Source organism: Nocardioides sp. CFH 31398 (assembly GCF_022436705.1).
Lineage (GTDB): Bacteria > Actinomycetota > Actinomycetes > Propionibacteriales > Nocardioidaceae > Nocardioides.
In genome coordinates this window covers 134,564-153,167 of the sequence record NZ_JAKUHT010000008.1, presented here as the reverse complement: position 1 = coordinate 153,167, position 18,604 = coordinate 134,564, and the positions used below count along the sequence as shown (strand labels likewise).

General features: G+C 73.7%; 16 protein-coding genes and 1 tRNA gene. 5 read left to right on the top strand and 12 right to left on the bottom strand.

Annotation, left to right across the window (positions count from 1 at the left end; translation table 11 throughout):
• Positions 1 to 37: 37 nt before the first annotated feature.
• The gene (locus tag MJ876_RS08335) at positions 38 to 1,231 is read left to right on the top strand and encodes a glycosyltransferase family 4 protein (protein WP_308192579.1); all 1,194 of its coding nucleotides are present in this window, start codon (positions 38 to 40) and stop codon (positions 1,229 to 1,231) included.
• Here the strand turns inward: MJ876_RS08335 and MJ876_RS08330 are convergent.
• Positions 1,189 to 3,348: a glycogen debranching N-terminal domain-containing protein gene (locus MJ876_RS08330; protein ID WP_240235797.1), complete on the bottom strand. Its 2,160-nt coding sequence runs from the start codon at positions 3,346 to 3,348 to the stop codon at positions 1,189 to 1,191. The genes MJ876_RS08335 and MJ876_RS08330 overlap by 43 nt on opposite strands.
• 150 nt (positions 3,349 to 3,498) lie before the next feature.
• On the opposite strand from MJ876_RS08330, the gene MJ876_RS08325 reads away from it, so the two are divergent.
• On the top strand, positions 3,499 to 4,488 hold the full coding sequence (locus MJ876_RS08325) for a hypothetical protein (protein ID WP_240235796.1): 990 nt from the start codon (positions 3,499 to 3,501) through the stop codon (positions 4,486 to 4,488).
• A 29-nt stretch (positions 4,489 to 4,517) separates the two neighbouring features.
• Here the strand turns inward: MJ876_RS08325 and MJ876_RS08320 are convergent, their stop codons facing one another.
• The 4 genes from MJ876_RS08320 to MJ876_RS08305 form a co-directional block, all read right to left on the bottom strand.
• The gene (locus MJ876_RS08320; RefSeq protein WP_240235795.1) at positions 4,518 to 4,817 is read right to left on the bottom strand and encodes a putative quinol monooxygenase; all 300 of its coding nucleotides are present in this window, start codon (positions 4,815 to 4,817) and stop codon (positions 4,518 to 4,520) included.
• 147 nt (positions 4,818 to 4,964) lie between these two features.
• Positions 4,965 to 5,837: an MEDS domain-containing protein gene (locus tag MJ876_RS08315; protein WP_240235794.1), complete on the bottom strand. Its 873-nt coding sequence runs from the start codon at positions 5,835 to 5,837 to the stop codon at positions 4,965 to 4,967.
• 124 nt (positions 5,838 to 5,961) lie between these two features.
• Positions 5,962 to 7,341 (bottom strand): NAD(P)-binding protein, encoded by a 1,380-nt coding sequence (locus tag MJ876_RS08310; RefSeq protein ID WP_240235906.1) that lies wholly within the window; start codon positions 7,339 to 7,341, stop codon positions 5,962 to 5,964.
• An 81-nt stretch (positions 7,342 to 7,422) separates the two neighbouring features.
• A tRNA-Met gene (locus MJ876_RS08305) sits at positions 7,423 to 7,499 on the bottom strand.
• Between the two features lie 83 nt (positions 7,500 to 7,582).
• Between MJ876_RS08305 and MJ876_RS08300 the strand changes: the two genes are divergently transcribed.
• Complete coding sequence (locus MJ876_RS08300) at positions 7,583 to 9,076, top strand: four-carbon acid sugar kinase family protein (protein WP_240235793.1); 1,494 nt, start codon at positions 7,583 to 7,585, stop codon at positions 9,074 to 9,076.
• Here the strand turns inward: MJ876_RS08300 and MJ876_RS08295 are convergent.
• From MJ876_RS08295 to MJ876_RS08275, 5 genes are all read right to left on the bottom strand, one after another.
• Positions 9,073 to 12,093, bottom strand: coding sequence for a UPF0182 family protein (locus MJ876_RS08295; RefSeq protein WP_240235905.1), 3,021 nt, complete (start codon positions 12,091 to 12,093; stop codon positions 9,073 to 9,075). The two genes, MJ876_RS08300 and MJ876_RS08295, sit on opposite strands and share 4 nt — an antisense overlap.
• Before the next feature lie 5 nt (positions 12,094 to 12,098).
• Positions 12,099 to 12,725: a PPA1309 family protein gene (locus MJ876_RS08290; RefSeq protein ID WP_240235792.1), complete on the bottom strand. Its 627-nt coding sequence runs from the start codon at positions 12,723 to 12,725 to the stop codon at positions 12,099 to 12,101.
• A complete protein-coding gene (locus tag MJ876_RS08285; protein WP_240235791.1) occupies positions 12,722 to 13,771 on the bottom strand; it encodes a PDZ domain-containing protein in 1,050 nt (349 codons plus the stop codon). The genes MJ876_RS08290 and MJ876_RS08285 overlap by 4 nt, the downstream gene beginning before the upstream one ends.
• A 90-nt stretch (positions 13,772 to 13,861) precedes the next feature.
• Positions 13,862 to 14,101, bottom strand: coding sequence for a hypothetical protein (locus MJ876_RS08280; protein ID WP_240235790.1), 240 nt, complete (start codon positions 14,099 to 14,101; stop codon positions 13,862 to 13,864).
• Between the two features lie 64 nt (positions 14,102 to 14,165).
• Positions 14,166 to 14,684 carry a molybdenum cofactor biosynthesis protein MoaE gene (locus tag MJ876_RS08275; protein ID WP_240235789.1) on the bottom strand — a complete coding sequence of 173 codons (519 nt, stop codon included), beginning with the start codon at positions 14,682 to 14,684 and terminating at the stop codon, positions 14,166 to 14,168.
• A 91-nt stretch (positions 14,685 to 14,775) separates the two neighbouring features.
• Between MJ876_RS08275 and MJ876_RS08270 the strand changes: the two genes are divergently transcribed.
• Positions 14,776 to 16,245, top strand: a complete 1,470-nt coding sequence (locus MJ876_RS08270; protein ID WP_240235788.1) for a zinc-dependent metalloprotease — start codon at positions 14,776 to 14,778, stop codon at positions 16,243 to 16,245.
• Positions 16,242 to 16,808: an NUDIX hydrolase gene (locus MJ876_RS08265; protein ID WP_240235787.1), complete on the top strand. Its 567-nt coding sequence runs from the start codon at positions 16,242 to 16,244 to the stop codon at positions 16,806 to 16,808. Before MJ876_RS08270 ends, MJ876_RS08265 begins: the two co-directional genes overlap by 4 nt.
• Before the next feature lie 140 nt (positions 16,809 to 16,948).
• On the opposite strand, the gene MJ876_RS08260 is transcribed toward MJ876_RS08265, so the two are convergent.
• Together MJ876_RS08260 and MJ876_RS08255 are read right to left on the bottom strand one after the other, a co-directional pair.
• Positions 16,949 to 17,500, bottom strand: coding sequence for a M48 family metallopeptidase (locus MJ876_RS08260; RefSeq protein ID WP_240235786.1), 552 nt, complete (start codon positions 17,498 to 17,500; stop codon positions 16,949 to 16,951).
• Positions 17,497 to 18,549 carry a PHP domain-containing protein gene (locus tag MJ876_RS08255; protein WP_240235785.1) on the bottom strand — a complete coding sequence of 351 codons (1,053 nt, stop codon included), beginning with the start codon at positions 18,547 to 18,549 and terminating at the stop codon, positions 17,497 to 17,499. The genes MJ876_RS08260 and MJ876_RS08255 overlap by 4 nt, the downstream gene beginning before the upstream one ends.
• Between the last annotated feature and the right edge of the window lie 55 nt (positions 18,550 to 18,604).

Here is an 18,604-nt window from a genome sequence, read left to right as displayed (position 1 = left end):
CGGCGGACGGCGGGGTCCCGCGGTGGTCGATCTGCCGATGGCTGGTGCTGCCACGGGACTGCTGGCATGGCCACCTCCGGACCCCAGCGGCGCCGGCACCCACCCAGGAGGCATCTCCATGCGCATCGGTCTCGTCGCCCCGCCAGCCGTCCCCGTCCCCCCTCCCGCCTACGGGGGGACCGAGTCCGTCATCGACAGGCTGGCCCGAGGCCTGGTGGGTGCCGGTCACGAGGTGCTCCTGGCGGCGGCGGGGAACAGCACGTGCCCGGTCCCTCGGGTGCCGGGGTGCGTCGAGGCGACCGCGACGGCCCCGGTGTGCTCGGACTCCGCGACCGAGCTCGCCCACGCCCTCAGGAGCCACCTGGCGATGCGCGACGTCGACGTCGTGCACGACCACACCCTGGTCGGACCGCTCCTCGCCCGTGCGCTGTCGAGGCCTCCGCTCGTGACGACGGCCCACGGACCCTTCGACGCCACCCTCGCCCCCGTCTACCGGGCGATGCGAGGGGCCTCGGTCGTCGCCGTCTCCCACCACCAGGCGAGCACCGCGGTGGGGGTCCCGGTGGCGGCGGTGATCCACCACGGGCTGGACGTGGACGTGGTCCCACCCGGGGCCGGCACCGGCGGGTACGCGAGCTTCCTGGGCCGGATGTCCCCGGAGAAGGGGCCGCGCGAGGCGGCCCTCGTCGCCCGGGCCGCCGGCGTCCCGCTCCTCATGGCCGCCAAGCTGCGCGAGCGCGCGGAACGGGAGTACTTCGACGCGGAGGTCAGACCGCTGCTGTGCTCTGACGTCGAGTACGTCGGCGAGCTGGGGCCCGCCGAGAAGCTGCAGCTGCTCGGCGACTCCTTCGCGCTCCTGAACCCCATGCAGTGGGCGGAACCGTTCGGCCTGGTGATGATCGAGGCCCTGGCGGCGGGCACGCCGGTCGTGGCCACCCCGGTGGGGTCGGCGCCGGAGATCGTGGACGACGGCGTCACCGGTCTGCTGCGCGACCGTCCCGCCGCCCTCGCGGCCGCGCTCCTCGACGCCTCCTACCTCGACCGCTCACGCTGCAGGTCGGCGGTGGCCCGCCGGTTCAGCACCGAGCGGATGGTCGACGCCCACCTCCGCCTCTACGAGGCCCTGGCCGCGGACGTCGCACCGGGCCGTGCCGGGCCTCGCTCAGGACGTCGCGTCGCTCCGCGGGCTCAGCAGGACGACGCCGGCCCGTGGCCCGGCCGGACCGCCTGACGCACCACGACGTCGTCGGGCGCCCGGAGCACGCTGACCGCGTCGGAGCTCACGTCGAGGTCGACGCGCACGTCGCCGAGGGAGACGCCCTCGATGTGCAGCGGGACGAACGACGGTGGCAGCACGGGGTCCACCCACAGCTCGCCGTCCGGCAGCTGCGGGTGGAACCGCAGCAGGCTGCGAACCAGGTGGACGGGTGCGGCCGCCGCCCACGCCTGCGGCGAGCACGAGGTCGGGTAGGGGATCGGGACGGCGAACTCGTCGCGGTCGAAGCCGCTGAAGAGCTCCGGCATCCGCCCGTCGAAGTGCTGGGCCGCCTCGAGCAGCCCCACGGCGACCCTCCGGGCCTCGTCGACGAACCCGTAGCGCACGAGACCGGCGACGACCAGGGCGTTGTCGTGGGGCCAGACCGACCCGTTGTGGTAGCTGACCGGGTCGTAGGCGCCCATCGCGCTGCTCAGCGTGCGCACGCCCCACCCGCTGAACATCTCCGGGGAGAGCAGGTGCGCCGCCACCGCGGCCGCCTTGTCGTCGTCCACGACGCCGCTCCACAGGCAGTGACCCATGTTGGAGGCGCAGGAGTCGACCTGGCGACCCTCCCGGTCGAGCGCGAGGGCGAACCATCCCCGCTCGGGGACCCAGTAGCGCGCGTTGAACGCCCGCTTGAACGTCGCCGCGCGGTCGTCCCACGCACGGCCGGCCGCCTCGTCCCCCATCGTGCGGGCCAGGGTGGCCCGGGTGCGGTAGGCGTCGTAGACGTAGCCCTGGACCTCGCAGAGGGCGAGGGGAGCCTCCGCGGGACGGCCGTCGGCGAAGGTGACGCCGTCCCAGGAGTCCTTCCACCCCTGGTTCGCCAGCCCCCTGTCGGTGGTCCGCTGGTAGGCGACGAACCCGTCGCCCTGCTCCGCCCCCCGGCGTCGCACCCACTCGAGCGCCCGGTCGGCGTGCGGGAGGAGAGCGGCGATCTCGTCGGGGTGTGCGCCCCACCGGGCCAGCTCCCCCAGCACGACGACGAACAGCGGGGTGGCGTCCGCGGTGCCGTAGTAGACCGTGTCGCCGGTGGACGGCAGGCCCGACTCCACCCCGGTCCGGACCTCGTGCAGGATCCGGCCCGGTTCCTCCTCGGTGAGGGGGTCGGTGCGCCGGCCCTGGTGGCGCGCGAGGGTGCGCAGCGTACCCAGGGCCAGGCTGCGGTCGACCGGGAGCGCCATGTAGGCGGTGAGCAGCGAGTCGCGACCGAACAGCGCCATGAACCACGGCGACCCCGCGGCGACGGCGACCAGCGACGGGTCCTGGGGGTCGAAGATGCGCAGTGCCCCCAGGTCCCGCTGGCTCTGGCGGAGGACCTTCTGCAGACCCTCGTGCCCTGTTGTCGCGATCGGCGTCGTCCGCTGCCAGCGGCGGCGGCGACGAGCGGGCACGGACTCCTCCGGCGGCGCGCCCAGGGGGAAGAACGGCTCGACCCCGGCCCCGTCGACGACCGGCTGCACGAGGATCGAGGTCGTCCAGCGGCCACGAGCGGGCACCACGACCTCGAAACGGACCGTGCCGGCGCTGTGCCCGGCGTACGAGGCCGCCTCGACCGACCCGCCCGGTGCCGCGACGAGCGCGCCCCGGTGATGACCGCGCCAGTGCTGGTCGAGCTCGAGCCGGTCGACGTGGGCACCGGCCCGACGGTCACCTCGTGCTCGCACCCTCCCGGCCTTCACGTCGAAGAGGTCGGCGAAGTCGGACTCGACGGTGATCGTCACCGTGCAGGCTGCGGGCTCGGAGCCGGGGTTGCTGATGGCCAGGTCCTCCCGCATGCCGTTGCCCACCCGGCGGTCGCGCTCGACGACCAGGTGCGTGTCGGTGCGCCCCGCCCGACGGGCCTGGCGTCCGAGGAAGACCCCCCGGTAGGCCTCCGGGGTCATGACCGCGAGGTGCTCGGGAGCCTGGCCGTCGACCCGCAGGTCCCAGCGCGACAGGATCCGCGTGTCGCGGAAGAACAGGCCACGGGGCTCGACCTCGCCCAGGTCTCCCCCCGGGGCGCAGAGGCAGAACGACGCCCCCTCGACGAGGGTCACCGACCCGCCGACGCCACCGGTCGGCTCACTCTCCGGTGTCCATGCCACCATGCTGGCCGCCCTCCGGTCCTCGCTCCGGGCACCCGGCTCGCACGAGCGCCGCCGGCGCACTGTGGACCACCCTCCCGGCTCGGTGGACGGCGGCGCCATCGGCCGTTCTGCCACTGGTGGCGACCCGGCGACCTGGGGTGCCATCCCCTCATGAGGACGCTACGCATCGGCCTGGTCGCAGAACCGGCCGCGCCCACCGTCATCGCTCGCACGATGACCGACCTGGACGCGCCCGAGGCCGGCGACTCGTGGGACGTGGACGTCGAGAGCGAGCCCTTCACCACCGGGTCCGAGGACGGTGACGCCGCGGTGGGTCGGCTCCAGGAGCGTGCCCGCGACCAGGACTGGGACCTCGTCGTCGGCCTGACCGAGCTGCCGCTCCACGATTGTGAGGGCCGCCACCTGCTGGTGCAGACCGACGCCGAGCAGCGGGTGGCGGTGCTGTCGCTCCCCGCGCTGGGCGGCTTCCGCATGCGGTCGCGTGCCACCGCGGTGGTGCGCTCGCTGGTCGCCGGCATGGCGGACTCGTCGAGCGACGGCGACGAGCGCCGCGTCCTCCTGCCGCCCCTGCGGGGACGCGGGCGGCTGCTGCTCGGCATGGTGCTGGCCAACCGCCCGTGGCTGCTGGTCCCCGGCATGAAGTCGGCGCTGGTGGCGGCGCTGGCCACCGGGGCCGTCGCCACCGTCAACTCCACCGTCTGGCTGCTGGCGGACTCGCTGTCGTGGTGGCGCCTCGTCGTGGCGACGGTCGTCTCCATCGGCCTGGTCGTGGGCTGGCTCGTGGTCGACGCGGACCTGTGGGACCGTCCCGAGGACGGCTCCGCGCCGGCACGGAGGAGAACACGTCTGTACAACGCCTCCACGGTGGTGACCCTGACGACCGGGGTGACGATCTGCTACGCCGTGCTCTTCCTCGTGAACCTGGCGTGGGCGGTCTTCGTCCTCGACCCGGACGTCATGGGCGGCTTCCTCGGCTCGTCGGTCGGCTACGGCGACCTGTGCGCACTGGCGTGGTTCGTGGCGTCGGCGGCGACCGTCGGCGGTGGGCTCGGCTCCGGCCTGGACACCGACGAGGCGATCCGCGCCGCCGCCTACTCGAAGCGCGAGGAGGAGAGGCGGCAGCGCCTGGCCGACGAGTGATCCCCGCCGGCCGGGACCGGCCGGACCGACTACCCGGGCAGCTTGTCGGCGATCAGGTCGATCTTCTCCACCTGCGGCTCGGAGAACAGGACGCCGGTGCTGGGACCCAGCGCCTGACCGACACCACCGGCGAGGTGCGCGTCCCGCGCCGCGTCGTCCGGGAAGACGTCGAACACGCCGAAGGTCGTGGGGCCGAGCCGCAGGGCGAACCAGGCGACCGTGCCGGGCTCCTCCATGACGATGGACCGTGCCCCGGTGAGGAACTCGGCGAGCTCGGCCTCCTTGCCGGGGAGCGCCTCGAGACGGACGAGAAGAGCTTTGGTGACCATGCGTGGACTCCTTGGGTCGGGGGACCGCCACGGACGGACGTCGGTGTCGTCGCGACTCGGGGCGCTCCCGTCCGGTCATGCTCGTCCGCGGCGCCGACGCCCCGCATCCCGTGAACGGGTGTGCCGCGGGCTGCTCCGCGGCGCCTCCTACGCCCGGGCGAGGCCGCGCTGCATCGCCTGGACGGCCAGCTCGACGCGCGAGTGGATCTCGAGCTTCACGAAGACGTGCTTGAGGTGGGCGTCGACCGTGTGCCGGGAGACGATGAGCTCCTCGGCGATGGCGCGGTTGGTCATCCCCCGGGCGACGCACGAGGCGACCCTCAGCTCGGCGCCGGTGAGCGAGTGCCACCTGGCGTCCATGCGCTCCCTGTCGACCTCCACCTCGCGGGCCGTGGGGGTGGGCGTGGGCGCAGGGCGTCGGTAGCGCTGGGGCGGTACGTAGTGCGGGTTGTCGATCACGGTGCGGTCGAGCAGGACCTTGGGGTGGGTGCGGAGGACCTCGACGAGCATGTCGGCCCCGAACTTCTGCAGGTCGAAGAGGCAGATCAGGATGGCCGGCACCTCCTCGACGAGGTGGTTGAGCCCCGACTCGTAGCTGAACAGCTCGTCCCGGCCCGGCGGTCCGGGCAGCACCCAGGACATCTCGCCGGCCGCACGCAGCAGGTCGAACTCGTCCTCCATCGCGCTGTCGACGCTCTCGGAGAGGAAGTCGGTCATGTCGGCGACCGTGAACTCCCCCGAACGCAGGTACACGTCCGACGCGCGCTCGACGTCCAGCTGCGCCGACCGCTCGGCGTACCCCGGGCCCGGCTGGCCGAGCACGCGGTCGCGGACCAGGGCCGGCTCGACGTCGTCGATCAGGCACAGGCACTTGTCCCCGTGCCGCAGCCCCTCCTCGAGGAAGGGGAACAACAACCGGTCCCGCTCGGCGGGTCCCGAGTACAGCGCGCAGAAGTGCGTCCCGGGTCTGACCGGCCCCACTCCGGGGATCCCGAGGCTGAGATCGTCCGTGCCGGGCATCCGTGCCTCACATCCAAGTGACCTGGATCATGCAGGTGTGGTGTGCAACTTACCGCGTGGGGGGGCGATGTGTCAGCAGGCTCCGACGTCCGTCTTCGCAGGTCAGGCCGCGGACGGGCCGGGCTCAGGACGCCGTCTCGCCGCTGAGCCGCGCGAGGCGCTCGAGCCCCGGACCCACGTGCGTCGCCACCTGCTCCAGGGCGGCGTCGAGCTCGGGCGAGCCGGGGTGTCCGGGCGGGACCCGGGAGGGGTTGATGGCGACACGGTCGGCCCAGGCCTTGATGTCGGGCTCGGCGTTGAAGGAGGCGCTGGCGCGGAAGCCGCGCACCTGCATCGCCGCCCAGTCGGTCAGCGAGTTGCCGAACGAGGACGGCGGGCACAACCGGTTCTTGGTGGCGTCGTCGTCGCGGGTGGCCTCGACGTAGCCCGCGAGCCCGGCCGCGAAGCAGGGGAAGCCCGCACGGATGGGCTGCAGCGTGATGGCCTCCTCCCCCCAGATCGGCACGAGCCTCCGGTTCCTCAGCCCGTCGGCGGCGCAGTTCACCACCAGGGCGTCAGGGGCGGTGGCGACCGAGCCGTCCCGCAGCTCGAGGCGCCCGCGCCCGGCACTGACCACGTGGCCGAGCCGGACGACGTCCTCGACCTGCCGCAGGCGCTCGAGCTCCCACCGGCCCAGGGTCGGGGCCTTGGCCATCGTCGGTGTCACGGCGGGGTCGAGGCGCATCATGATCCCGGCGTCCTCGAGATCGAGGAAGAGTCGGTCGAGGTCGTCCGCCCCGCTGGCCACGCGCATCATGTCGGCGACCATGCCGAGGTAGACGACGGGGTCGGGCTGGATGACGGCGCGGTCCAGCATCCAGGGGTCGCGCGGGCGCACCCACGTGATGCGCCCGGGGTCGATCCCGCGGCCGACCTCGGTGTCGGTGAGCCAGACGATCGCGTCGGTGGCGGTCTTGCCGGAGCCGACCACGACGTACCGGCTGGGGTCGTCGTCCACGCCCGGCAGGTCCCCCACCGGCACCACGCGGGCACCGTCGACCGCGAACCGCGGCGGCACCTCGGAGGGCACCTCGGGGGCGAGGTAGCGCGCGTCGACGACGCGGCAGTGCTGCGGGAGCCCGAACCGCCGGCCGGTCTCCCGCTCGACGACGGTGCGGCCCTCGACCTCGTGACCGGTGAGCAGCTCGACCCGGCCGGTCGCCCGCAGGGCGGCGAGCACGTCGTCGTAGTAGGCCAGGATCGTCGCCCGGTCCGCCCGCTCGTGCAGGCCCGCCTCCGGGCCGGACTCCTGCACCCGGCCGCCGAGCACGGTCGACTGCACGCCGTAGAACTGCGACGCCTGGTGCAGCCGCACGAAGGGGTACGCCGCGCGCCAGTGGCCCCCGGGGCCGTCCCGGCGGTCCACCATCACCACGCGGGCGTCCGGGTCGTGCTCGACGAGCGCGTCCGTGAAGCCCATCCCCATCGCACCGGCCCCGACCACCAGGTAGTCGGCCTCGATCATCTGCGTCACGGGCCAAAGCCAAGCATGTCGCTCAAGAATGACGAAACCGCCGCCGGAAGAGTTCCGGCGGCGGTTCGCACGTGGTAGCGGGGGCAGGATTTGAACCTGCGACCTCTGGGTTATGAGCCCAGCGAGCTACCGAGCTGCTCCACCCCGCGTCGGTGAACAGAACACTACGCCAGGGCTTCCACAGCCTCAAATCGGGGTCCGGCCTCGGTAGCCTCACCGCGACGGAGGTCGAATGCCCTACTCGCTGGAGTCCCTGATCGGCGGCGCTCCCGCCCCCACCCGGGTGACGCCGGCGGACGTCCGTGCCGCCCGGGGGTCGGGCGCGCGGCCGCTCGTCGTCCTGGACGACGACCCCACCGGCACGCAGTCCGTGTCCGACCTGCCCGTCCTCGTGTCCTGGTCGGCCGACGACCTGGAGTGGGCGCTCGCGACCGGTGCCGGCGGCGTCTACGTCATGACCAACTCGCGCTCCCTCTCCCCCGCCGACGCCGAGGCCCGCAACCGCGAGGTCGTGCGCGCCGCCCTGGAGGCCGCCCGCCGGGTCGGGGTCGACGTGGACGTCGTCAGCCGCGGCGACTCGACGCTCCGCGGGCACGTGCCCCTCGAGCCCGACACCGTGATCGACGAGCTCGCGGCCGCCGGTGTGGGGGTCGACGGTGTCCTCCTCGTGCCCGCCTTCGGTGCGGCCGGCCGCGTCACCGTCGACTCGGTGCACCACCTGCGCAACGCCGACGGTGACTACTCGCCGGTGGGCGAGTCCGAGTTCGCCCGGGACGCCACCTTCGGCTACCGCAGCTCCGACCTCGCCGAGTGGCTCGAGGAGAAGTCCGGTGGCCGCATCGCCGCCGACTCCGTCGTCCGCCTGACCCTCGACACCGTCCGCGGGTCCACCGAGGACCTCGCCGACCTGCTCGCCGACGTCACCGGCTGGCGGTACGTCGTCGCCGACGCCGTCGAGGAGTCCGACCTCTCCGCGCTCGCGCTCGGCCTGCTCGCGGCCGAGGGCCGCGGCCGCCGCTTCGTGTGCCGTGTCGGCCCACCGTTCCCGCGGGCGCTCCTCGGTCACGACGTCCGCGAACCCCTGACCGCCGCCGAGGTCGACGACCTGCGCGGCTCCGGCCGCGGGTCGCCCTCCCCGCAGACCGGTGGCCTCGTCGTCGTCGGGTCGCACGTCGCCCTGACGACCCGCCAGCTCGACGTCCTGCACGCACGACGCAGCCCGGCCACGGTCGAGCTCGAGGTCGAGCGCGTCCTCGGCGACGACGCCTCGCAGCACCTCGACGAGGTCGTCGGGGCCACCGCGGCGGCGCTCGCGGACGGCGACGTCGTCCTCGGCACCAGCCGCGACCTCGTCCGCGGCACCGACCCCGACGACTCCCTGCGCATCGCCCGGCAGGTCTCGGACGCCGTGGCCGCCGTCGTCGCCCGGCTCCTCGAGCGCGCGACCCCGCGCTTCGTGGTCGCCAAGGGCGGCATCACGTCGTCGGACGTCGCCGCCCGCGGCCTCGGCATGCGACGCGCCGTCGTCCGCGGGCCGATGCTGCCCGGTCTCGTGTCGCTCTGGGAGCCGGTCGACGGCCCCGGCCGCGGGGTGCCGTACGTCGTGTTCGCCGGCAACGTCGGGGACGACGGGTCGCTCGCCGAGGTGGTCGCTCCCCTCTCGACACCCTCATATCGTCGTGGGGTTCGGGGCTGGGGGCCCGGACCCCCTCGTCGTCGTCCCTAGTTCTGGCCGGACCCGCCGGCGGTGTCGCCGCCCGCACCGCCGGAAGGCTGGCCCTCCGAGAGCTCGATGGCCTGCTCGATCAGGCTCTGGGCCTGGTCGTTGGCCTCCTGGTAGCCCTGGAGGTCACCGGCGTCCAGCGCGTCCTGGGCGTCGCTGAAGGCCTGGTCGGCCTGGTCGAGCAGGTCACGGATCTGCTCATCGACCGTGCCCGTCGGCTCGCCACCGCCACCGGCGTTGCCCTGCTGCTCCTCACCGCCGCCGTCGGTACCGCCCGGGTCGTCCTCCGTGTCCGGCGGCGGGCCCTCGAGCCCGAGCACGTCGTACAACGCCTCGCCGAGGGTCTCGCCGACACCCACGCGGTCCTGCCCGAAGGACACCGCGACGTAGCGCAGCACGGGAAAGTTGCCCTCACCGGCGGACCGCAGCGCGTAGATCGGCTGGACGTACAGCAGCTGCCCCGCGACCGGGATGGTAAGCAGGTTGCCCCGGACCACCGTGGCGCCGCTGTTCTCGAGCGGCAGCGTGAGCTCGGTGACACCGGTGTCCGAGCCGATCGCGTTCGCGATCTGCGCGGGGCCCGGGACCTGGCTGGTCGACGGCAGGCGGCGGATCCGGATCGTGCCGTAGTTGTCGTCGGCCGCGTCCGCGTCCACGGAGACGAACGAGGCGAGGTTCTCGCGGTTGACCGGCGTGTAGACCGAGGTCAGGGAGAACACGTCGTCCCGACCGCCGCCCTGCGGGAGCGAGAGGCGGTACGGCGGCTGCAGGAAGCGGCCGTCGTTCGGGTCCGCCGGGACCTCCCATCGGTCGTTCGCCTCGTAGAAGTCGCTGGCGTCGGTCACGTGGTACGGCGCGAGCTGGTAGCGCTGCGCCTTGAACATGTCCTCCGGGTAGCGCAGGTGGTCGAGCAGCTCGTCGGAGATCTCGGACCTCGGCTGCACGGTGCCGGGGAAGGCGCCCATCCAGGCCTGCAGCATGGGGTCGGACTCGTCCCACGCGTAGAGCGTCACCGTGCCGTCGTACGCGTCGACCGTGGCCTTCACCGCGTTGCGGATGTAGTTGACCTCGTCGGTCGGCAGCGTCTGGAACTGGTTGTCGTTCGCCAGCGAGTCGTCCGTCATCTCGTCGAACGACTCCTTCTCCGACTGCGGGAAGCGGTCGGTGAGGGTGTAGCCGTCGAGGATCCACTGCACCCGGCCGTCGATCACGGCGGGGAACGGGTCGGAGTCCACGGTCAGCCACGGCGCGACCTTCTCCACGCGCAGCGCGGGGTCGCGGTCGTACAGGATCTTCGAGTTGTCGTTGACCCGGCCGGACAGCACGATGTTCGGCTCGCCGAACTTCACGGCGTACAGCAGCTGGTTGAACAGGTTGCCGACCGAGACGCCGTCCGCGCCGTCGTAGGTGTTGGTGGCGTCGGAGCCGTCCTCGCTCTCCGTGCCGCTCGGAAGGTCGAGCTCGACGTCCTGGGCGTCCTCGGACGCCTTGCCGACGATCGAGTACGACGGGGAGTTCTCGCCGAAGTAGATCCGGCCCTCGTAACCGTCCGGGCTCTGGTCGGTCAGCTCGCCCCGCGGGGGCAGGTCCTGCTCGGCGAAGGCGAGACCGTCGCCCGAGGCGCCGATCACGGCCTCGTCGTTGCTGGCCGGGCGCTGGTTGCCGAAGGCGGCGATGACGCCGTACCCGTGGGTGTAGACGGTGTGGAGGTTCTGCCAGTTCTGGCTGCCCTCGCTGATTCCGCTCTGGTTGAGCTCGCGGACGCCGAGCACCATGTCGCGCTCCACGCCGTTGACGGGATAGCGGTCGACGTCGAGCACGGGCGGCACGCTGTAGTAGCCGCGCACCTGCTGGCTCTGCTCGAAGGTCGGGGGGACGACGGCGGGGTCGACGAGGCGGATGCCCTCGGCGCCCAGGGCCGCGGCCGCCAGCGGCTCCTCATCAGGGTCCAGCTCCGGCGAGTACGGCTCCACGACCGTGTCCTCGAGCTGGTAGGCGTCGCGGGTGGCGTCGATGTTGGCCTGGATGTAGGGCTCCTCGCGGTCCGCCTCGGTCGGCAGCACCTGGAAGCGCTGGACGAGGCCGGGCCAGACGAGGCCGAGCAGGATCGCCGAGAGCAACAACAGGCCGAGGCCGACACCGGGCAGGATCCAGGTGCGGCGCCAGACGTTGACGAAGAACAGGACGGCGCAGATCACGGCGATGGCGGCGAGGATCTCCTTGGCCGGCAGCTCGGCGTTCTCCGCCGTGTAGGTCATGCCGGTGATGAGGCCGCTGCCGTCGGTGAGCAGGTCGTAGCGGTCGATCCAGTAGTCCACGCCCTTGGCGAGGACGAACACGCCGAGCAGCACCGACAGCTGCACCTGGGCGGCGCCGGAGAGCCGGTCGGCGCCGGGCTGCAGGCGGATCCCGCCGTACAGGTAGTGGACGACGGCCGCGGCCATCAGCCCGACCACCGCGGCGGCCATCGTGAAGTCGACGACGTAGTGGTAGGCGGGCAGGTCGAAGACGTAGAAGCCGGCGTCGAGGTCGAAGTAGGGGTCGGAGCGGTCGAAGGACCCACCGTTGCGCCACAGCAGGTAGTTGCGCCACTGGCCGGCGCCCGAGGTGCCGGCGAACGCACCCATCAGCAGCGCGATCCCGAGCACGAGCCACTTGCGCATCGGGGCCACGGCCTCCCGGTAGCGCTCCAGGCTTGTCTGCTCGGGGGACGGCGGTCGGAACGTCGGCCGGTAGCGGTAGGCCAGCCACATGTTGAGCGCCACGACGAGCGCCATCAGGAGGCCGAAGACCGCGAACAGCACGATCCGGGTGACGAGCAGCGTCGTGAAGACCGAGCCGTAGTCGACCGACACGAACCACAGGCGCTCGGTCCAGAACGACGACAGGCCGGTCAGGACGAGGAAGGCCACCAGGAGCACGGCGCCGGTGATCAGCAGCGCCTTGCTGCGCCCGCTGGGTCCGGCGGTCACGGTGCCGCGGCCGCCGCGCTGCGGCCTGCCCGGCTCGTCGTCGAACATGTCACTCACGGGGCCTGCTCCTCGTCGGTTCGGTCGTCCAGGGTGGAGCGCACGAGCTCCACGAGCCCGGGCACGAGGTCGGACCCCGTGACCACGGACTGGTCGTCGTCGTGGGCGCGCAGTCGCAGCGCGCAGTAGGTCGCCCCGGCCCGGGTGACGCCCGCGACCATGCGGACCTCCTGCCGGTCGGGGTGGGCGCGGGCGAAGGCCTCCGCCTCGGCCGGGTCCTCCGGCAGCTCCCCGTCGGCGCCGGGCGGCAGCACCAGCCGCTCGACGACGGCGACGCAGCCGGACACCTCGTCGGGCCACGCCATCTCGGCGAGCATCTCCTCCAGCGGGCGCTCCTGCGGCAGCTGGTCCTGCTCGATCGGCGTCAGCGACCCGGCGGCGCTGGCGTCGTCCAGCCCGGCGTGCGCCGCGAGCGACGGCTCGCGCTCGACGAGGCGGGCGGTCTCGACCAGCGCGAAGAGGCGGCCGGACTGGTCCCAGCCGCCGTCGGCGACGTGGCCCTCGATCTCGAGGACCGCCGCCGCGAGGGCGGGGTCCGTCTCGAGGTCGTCGCCGACGAGGTCGGGGTCGACGACGTGATCGCCGTCGTGGTCGGGGTGGTGCTCGGGACGGTGGTCGGTCACGTGGCGTCCTCGCAGGAGGGGAGGTCGGCGTCCGGGTCGTCGACCCAGGACTCGAGGGCGTCGCGGGCGTCCGCGAGGGTGTCGGCGCGAACGAGACGGATGTCGTCGACGTCCGTCTCGAGGGCGTCGGCGCAGTTGCCGGGCGGCACGAGGAACAGCTCGGCCCCGTCGGCCTCGGCCGCGACGATCTTCTGCTGGATGCCGCCGATCGGGCCGACCTCGCCCTCGGCGGTGATCGTGCCGGTCCCGGCGATGGTGCTCCCGCCGGTCAGCGAGCCGGGGGTGAGCGTGTCGAGGATGCCCAGCGAGAACATGAGCCCGGCGCTGGGACCGCCGATGGAGTCCGGGATCTCGATGCTGACGTCGATCGGGAACTCGTAGCCGATGCCCGGGAGGATGCCGATGCGCGGCTCGCCGTCGACCTCGGCGGGCGTCACCTCGACGGTGCGCCGCTCGCCCTGGCGGCGGACGACGAACTCGACGGGGTCGCCGGCACCCGCGGCGGTGACCGCGTCGACGACGTCCTGCGGGGAGGTGATCTCCTCGCCGTCCACCTCGAGCAGCTGGTCCTCGGCGGCCAGCTTGCCGTCGGCCGGGGTGTCGGCGGTGACGGCGAGCACCTCGACGTCCTCGGTGACGTCGTAGTCGAGCTCGGTGAGGGCGGCGGCGATCGCGGTGTCCTGGGAGGAGACCATCTGCGCCGCGGACTCCGCCTCGGAGTCCTGGCGCGACTCCTCGGGCGCGTAGACCGCGTCGTACGGCAGGACGGCGTCGCTCGGGTCGATCCAGGCGGCCATCGCCTCGAACAGGTTGACCCGCGCCCCCGGCTGGGTGACGTAGACCGTCGTCAGCCGGAGCTGGCCGTCGTCGCGGTAGGTGCGGGCGCCCTGGACCTGGATGGTCTCCCGGTCGTCCGGGGCGGCGAGGACGTCGACGGTCACGCCGGGTCGGTTGGTGACCACCGGGGTCGGCAGCACGAGCGCCAGGACCCAGAGCGCGACGAGCAGCGGCACGGCGACGATGCCCGCCAGGGTCCGCTGAGTCATGGCGTCACCCTCTCAAACCCCGAAAACAGCGGGCCGTGGGACTCTCGCGCGGGCAGGGGGGGCCGGCCGGGGGTCCGGTCGGCGACGTCCTCAGCGGGCCCGCGGCGGAGTCCGGGAGGGGCGGACGGCGATGCCCCGGCTGCGGTCGCGGGCCGGCGCGGGCCGGACGGCGTACCCGCCCCGGTGCTCGCGGCGCAGCGCCTGCGCCATGCGGGCGACGGCGACCTCGCGGTCGACCTCGCCCCGACCCTCGCGGCCGAACCACGACACCCAGCACATGGCGAGCACGGTCACCACGGCGGACGGCACGAGCCACAGCAGGATCTCCACCCGCCCAGGCTAGGCAGCGTGGGCGGTGCGCGGGTGGCGCCACGCGGACGCGGCCCGCCTCTGCTCAGCCGCCCGTCGTGTCGACGCCGACCCAGCCGGCGTCGCCGGCCTCGTAGGTCTGGTGCTTCCAGATCGGCACCTCGGCCTTGAGCGTGTCCACGAGCGCCTCGGTGGCGCGGAACGACTCCCAGCGGTGCGCCGCGGAGGCGGCCGCGACGACAGCGGCCCCGCCGATCGGGATCTCCCCGACCCGGTGGACGACCGAGAGCCCCCGGACGTCGTGCTCGGCCGCCACCCGCTCCGCGACCTCACGCATCCGCTCCAGCGCCGAGGGGTGCGCCTCGTACGCGAGACCCGAGACGTCCCTGCCCTCGTCGTGGTCGCGGACGCGGCCGACGAACACGCACACCGCCCCGGCGGCCAGGTCGTCCAGCGACGCGGCCACCGCGTCGGCGTCCAGCTCGTCGGTCGTGATGTCGACCCAGCGGACGACCTCCCCCACCGGGCGCGGCGGGTCGGGGACGCGCTCGGGCCGGGGTCCGGTGCCGGACGTGGGGCCGGCGGTGGGGTCGGACGGAGTCATGACCGCGAGGGTAGTGCGCCCTGCGCGAACACCGGCCCTCCGCGGGGCTGCTCGGTCGTGGTCGGCTGGCCGGGCCGCGTAGATTCGGGTCATGGCGAACCCTCCGGACGACGGACCCGACGACCCCACGGGCGACGACTCCTCGCGCGGCGAGAACCCCTTCAAGGGCACGCCGTTCGAGCAGCTCTTCGGCGCTCTCGGGGGCGGTGCCGGCGCCGGCCAGGGCGGCATGCCCGACCTGTCCGCGCTCTTCGGCGGGCAGATGCCGGACCTCGGCCAGATGATGGCCCAGGTCCAGGCCCTGATGCAGCCGTACGACGGCCCGGTCAACTGGGACGTCGTCCTCGACACCGCCCGCAAGCAGGTCGCCTCGCAGCCCGACCCGGCCCCGACGCAGGGGCAGAAGGACGCCGTCGCCGACGCCATCCGCCTCGCCGACCTCTGGCTCGACGAGACCACCGAGCTGCCCTCGGGCGTGCGGTCGACCGCCGCCTGGAGCCGCGCGGAGTGGCTCGTCGAGACCCTCGACGTCTGGAAGCACCTGGTCGAGCCGATCGCGGCCTCCGCGAACGGCGCGCTCGGCAAGGCCCTGCCCGCCGAGGCCGCACAGATGGCGGGCCCGCTCATCGGCATGCTCGGCAAGGTCACGGGAGCGATGGTGGGCGGCCAGGTGGCCTCCGGCCTGGGCGCGCTCGCGACCGAGGTGCTCACCGCCTCCGACATCGGCCTGCCGCTGGGCCCGGTCGGGAAGGCCGCGCTGCTGCCGACCAACGTCGCCTCCCTCGCCGAGGGGCTCGACGTCTCCGACGACGACGTGCTGCTCTACCTCGCGCTGCGCGAGGCCGCCCACCAGCGCCTGTTCGCGGGCGTCCCGTGGCTGCGCGAGCACCTCCTGGGCGCCGTCCGCGACTACGGCCAGGGGCTCGAGATCAACACCGAGCAGATCCAGAGCACCATGGAGGAGCGCCTCCGCGGGATCGACCCGACCAACCCCGCCTCGATGCAGGAGATGCTTGAGGGCGGCATGTTCGACCTCGAGCAGTCCCCCGCGCAGAAGGCGGCGCTGGAGCGCCTCGAGGTGACGCTCGCGCTGGTGGAGGGCTGGGTCGACGAGATCGTCGGCCAGGCGACCGCCACCCGGATGCCCGCCGCCGCGAAGCTGCAGGAGGCGGTCCGCCGCCGCCGGGCCGCCGGCGGTCCGGCCGAGCAGACCTTCGCGTCGCTGGTCGGCCTCGAGCTGCGGCCCCGCCGTCTGCGCGACGCCTCCACCCTGTGGGGCTCGCTGCGCACCCGGCAGGGCGTCGAGGCCCGCGACGGCGTCTGGATGCACCCCGACCTGCTGCCCACCGCGGCCGACCTGGACGACCCGCTGGGCTTCCGCGAGGACGCAGCCAAGCCCGACGAGCTCAGCGAGGAGGAGTTCGACGCCGAGCTCCAGGCGCTGCTCGACGGCACCCCGGCCGACGACGGGTCGACCGACGGGACGCCGACCGACGGCAAGCCGTCCGACCGGACCGACGGCGACGAGCCGGACGGGCCGAGGGGCGACGGCTCGGCGTGAGCCTCCACGCCGACGCCCTCGCGGTGCTCGGCGGGTGGGCGGCGCCGGACGACGCGCAGGAGGTCCTGCGCCGCCGGTACGTCGGCCACCTCGTCCGTCACCCCGACGGGCTGGAGCGCACCTGCCTGCCCGACCACCTGACCGCCAGCACGCTGGTGACGAGCCCCGACGGCTCCCGGGTGCTGCTGACGCTCCACGCCCGCGCGGGGCGCTGGTTCCAGCTCGGCGGCCACTGCGAGCCGGTCGACACGACCCTCGCGGGCGCCGCGCTGCGGGAGGCGACCGAGGAGTCCGGGCTCGGGTCGGGCCTGACGCTCGACCCGGTGCCGCTGCAGCTGTCCGAGCACGCCGTCCCGTTCTGCGGGCCGCGGCCGGCCACGGACGACGACCGCGCGGCGACCACCCACCACCTCGACGTCCGCTTCATCGCCGTCGCCGACCCCGACGCACCCCTCGGCATCAGCGACGAGTCGGCCGACCTCCGCTGGTGGACCGCCGACGACCTGCCGGACCCCGACCCGGACATGCTCCACCTCGTGGCCCTGGCGCGCGCGCGTCTGTAGACACGCGGGTCGGCCCCGACCGATGCGGTTCGGGCCGACTCGGCGTCCCTGACGCGACCGTTCGGGCCGACTCGGCGTCCCTGACGCGACCGTTCGGGCCGACTCGGCGTCCCCGACGCGACCGTTCGGGCCGACTCGGGTTACTCCGGCTCCGGCTCGGTCTCGCCGGGCGGGGGCTCGATCTCGTGAGCGGCGGACCAGCCGAGCAGGTAGCCCTGTGCCTTGGCGGTCAGCGGGTAGTGGCGGACCCAGGCCCAGAACCGCGCGTCGTGGCCGGGCTCCAGCAGGTGGGCGAGCTCGTGGACGATCACGTACTCCACGACCCACCGCGGCATCTGCTGCAGCCGCGTGGACAGCCGGATCGTCTTCTCCCCGGGGGTGCAGGACCCCCACCGGGAGCCCTGGTTGTCGACCCACCGCACGGAGTCGGGCTGCGCGAGGCCGCCGAGGTAGCGGTCGGAGAGACGCTGCGACCAGGCGAGGAGGTCCTCCTCGCCGGGCGGGGTCCGGCGCCGCTGCTCGGCGCGCAGCACCCGCTGGACCATCTTGGGGACCCAGACCCGCTCGTCCGCCTCGCTCATCGAGGCGGGGATCAGGACGAGGATCCTCTCGCCGTCGCGTCGCGCCGAGACCGTACGACGGCGCCGCCGCGACCGCCGTACCTCGACCTGCTCCCCCGTCGGCCCGCTCACGGCCCGGCCCACTCCAGCAGCCGCTCACGGGGCCACGTGTTGACGATCCGGTCGGGGTCGATGCCCGCCGCCTCCGCCCGCTCGCAGCCGTAGTCGAGCATGTCGAGCTGGCCCGGGGCGTGCGAGTCGGAGTCGATGCTGAACAGGCAACCCAGGTCGCGGGCCAGCTCCAGCAGCCGGGTGGGCGGGTCGCGGCGCTCGGGGCGGGAGTTGATCTCGACCGCGACGTCGTGGGCGGCGCACGCCTCGAACACCGCTCGCGCGTCGAACTCCGACGGCGGTCGTGTCCCGCGTCCGCCCGTGACCAGCCGGCCGGTGCAGTGCCCGAGCACGTTCACGAAGGGGTTGGCGACGGCGGCCACCATCCGCCGGGTCATCGGCTCGGCGTCCATCCGCAGCTTCGAGTGGACGCTGGCCACACGGAGGTCGAGCCGCGCGAGCATCTCGTCGGTCTGGTCGAGCGAGCCGTCGTCCAGGATGTCGACCTCGATGCCCTTGAGCAGGGTGAAGCCGCCGCCGTCGGGCGCCTGGCCGGCGAGGTGGTCGTTGACCGCGTCGATCACGTCGAGCTGCTTGGCCAGCCGCGCCGCGGAGAGCCCGTTGGCCACCCGCAGCCGTGGGGAGTGGTCGGTGAGCACGAGGTACTCGTGGCCGAGCTCGAGCGCCGTGAAGGCCATCTCCTCGAGCGGGGACCCGCCGTCGGACCAGTCGGAGTGGGAGTGGCAGTCCCCCCGCAGCGCCGCGCGGAGCTCCCGCCCGCCCTCGGCGAGCGGGCCCTGCTGCTCCGCCTCGAGCTTCGCCAGGCGTTTCGGGACCACGCCGCGGACCGCCTCGGTGACGACGGTGGCGGTGCTCCGGCCGATGCCCGGCAGCTCGGTCAGGGTGCCCGCCGCGGCACGCGCGGCGACCTCGTCGGCGTCGAGCGGCAGGAGCGTCGCCGCGGCCGACCGGTAGGCCTTCACCTTGTAGGTGTCCTCGCGGGCGCGCTCGAGCAGGAAGGCGATCCGCCGCAGGGCGGCGACGGGTCCGGCGTCGTACGTCTCCGTCATGCGCCTCCCTCGTCCCACCCCGTCACTTTTCCTCCGTGCACAGGCCCGGTGCCGA

Excerpts from the sequence above, each read along its gene's own strand:
- MJ876_RS08325 (WP_240235796.1), top strand. The coding sequence starts at position 3,499 with ATGAGGACGCTACGCATCGGCCTGGTCGCAGAACCGGCCGCGCCCACC.
- MJ876_RS08270 (WP_240235788.1), top strand. The coding sequence starts at position 14,776 with ATGGCGAACCCTCCGGACGACGGACCCGACGACCCCACGGGCGACGAC.
- MJ876_RS08285 (WP_240235791.1), bottom strand. The coding sequence starts at position 13,771 with ATGACTCAGCGGACCCTGGCGGGCATCGTCGCCGTGCCGCTGCTCGTC.
- MJ876_RS08335 (WP_308192579.1), top strand. The coding sequence starts at position 38 with ATGGCTGGTGCTGCCACGGGACTGCTGGCATGGCCACCTCCGGACCCC.
- MJ876_RS08275 (WP_240235789.1), bottom strand. The coding sequence starts at position 14,684 with ATGACTCCGTCCGACCCCACCGCCGGCCCCACGTCCGGCACCGGACCC.
- MJ876_RS08330 (WP_240235797.1), bottom strand. The coding sequence starts at position 3,348 with ATGGTGGCATGGACACCGGAGAGTGAGCCGACCGGTGGCGTCGGCGGG.
- MJ876_RS08295 (WP_240235905.1), bottom strand. The coding sequence starts at position 12,093 with ATGTTCGACGACGAGCCGGGCAGGCCGCAGCGCGGCGGCCGCGGCACC.
- MJ876_RS08320 (WP_240235795.1), bottom strand. The coding sequence starts at position 4,817 with ATGGTCACCAAAGCTCTTCTCGTCCGTCTCGAGGCGCTCCCCGGCAAG.
- MJ876_RS08315 (WP_240235794.1), bottom strand. The coding sequence starts at position 5,837 with ATGCCCGGCACGGACGATCTCAGCCTCGGGATCCCCGGAGTGGGGCCG.
- MJ876_RS08310 (WP_240235906.1), bottom strand. The coding sequence starts at position 7,341 with ATGATCGAGGCCGACTACCTGGTGGTCGGGGCCGGTGCGATGGGGATG.
- MJ876_RS08255 (WP_240235785.1), bottom strand. The coding sequence starts at position 18,549 with ATGACGGAGACGTACGACGCCGGACCCGTCGCCGCCCTGCGGCGGATC.
- MJ876_RS08300 (WP_240235793.1), top strand. The coding sequence starts at position 7,583 with ATGCCCTACTCGCTGGAGTCCCTGATCGGCGGCGCTCCCGCCCCCACC.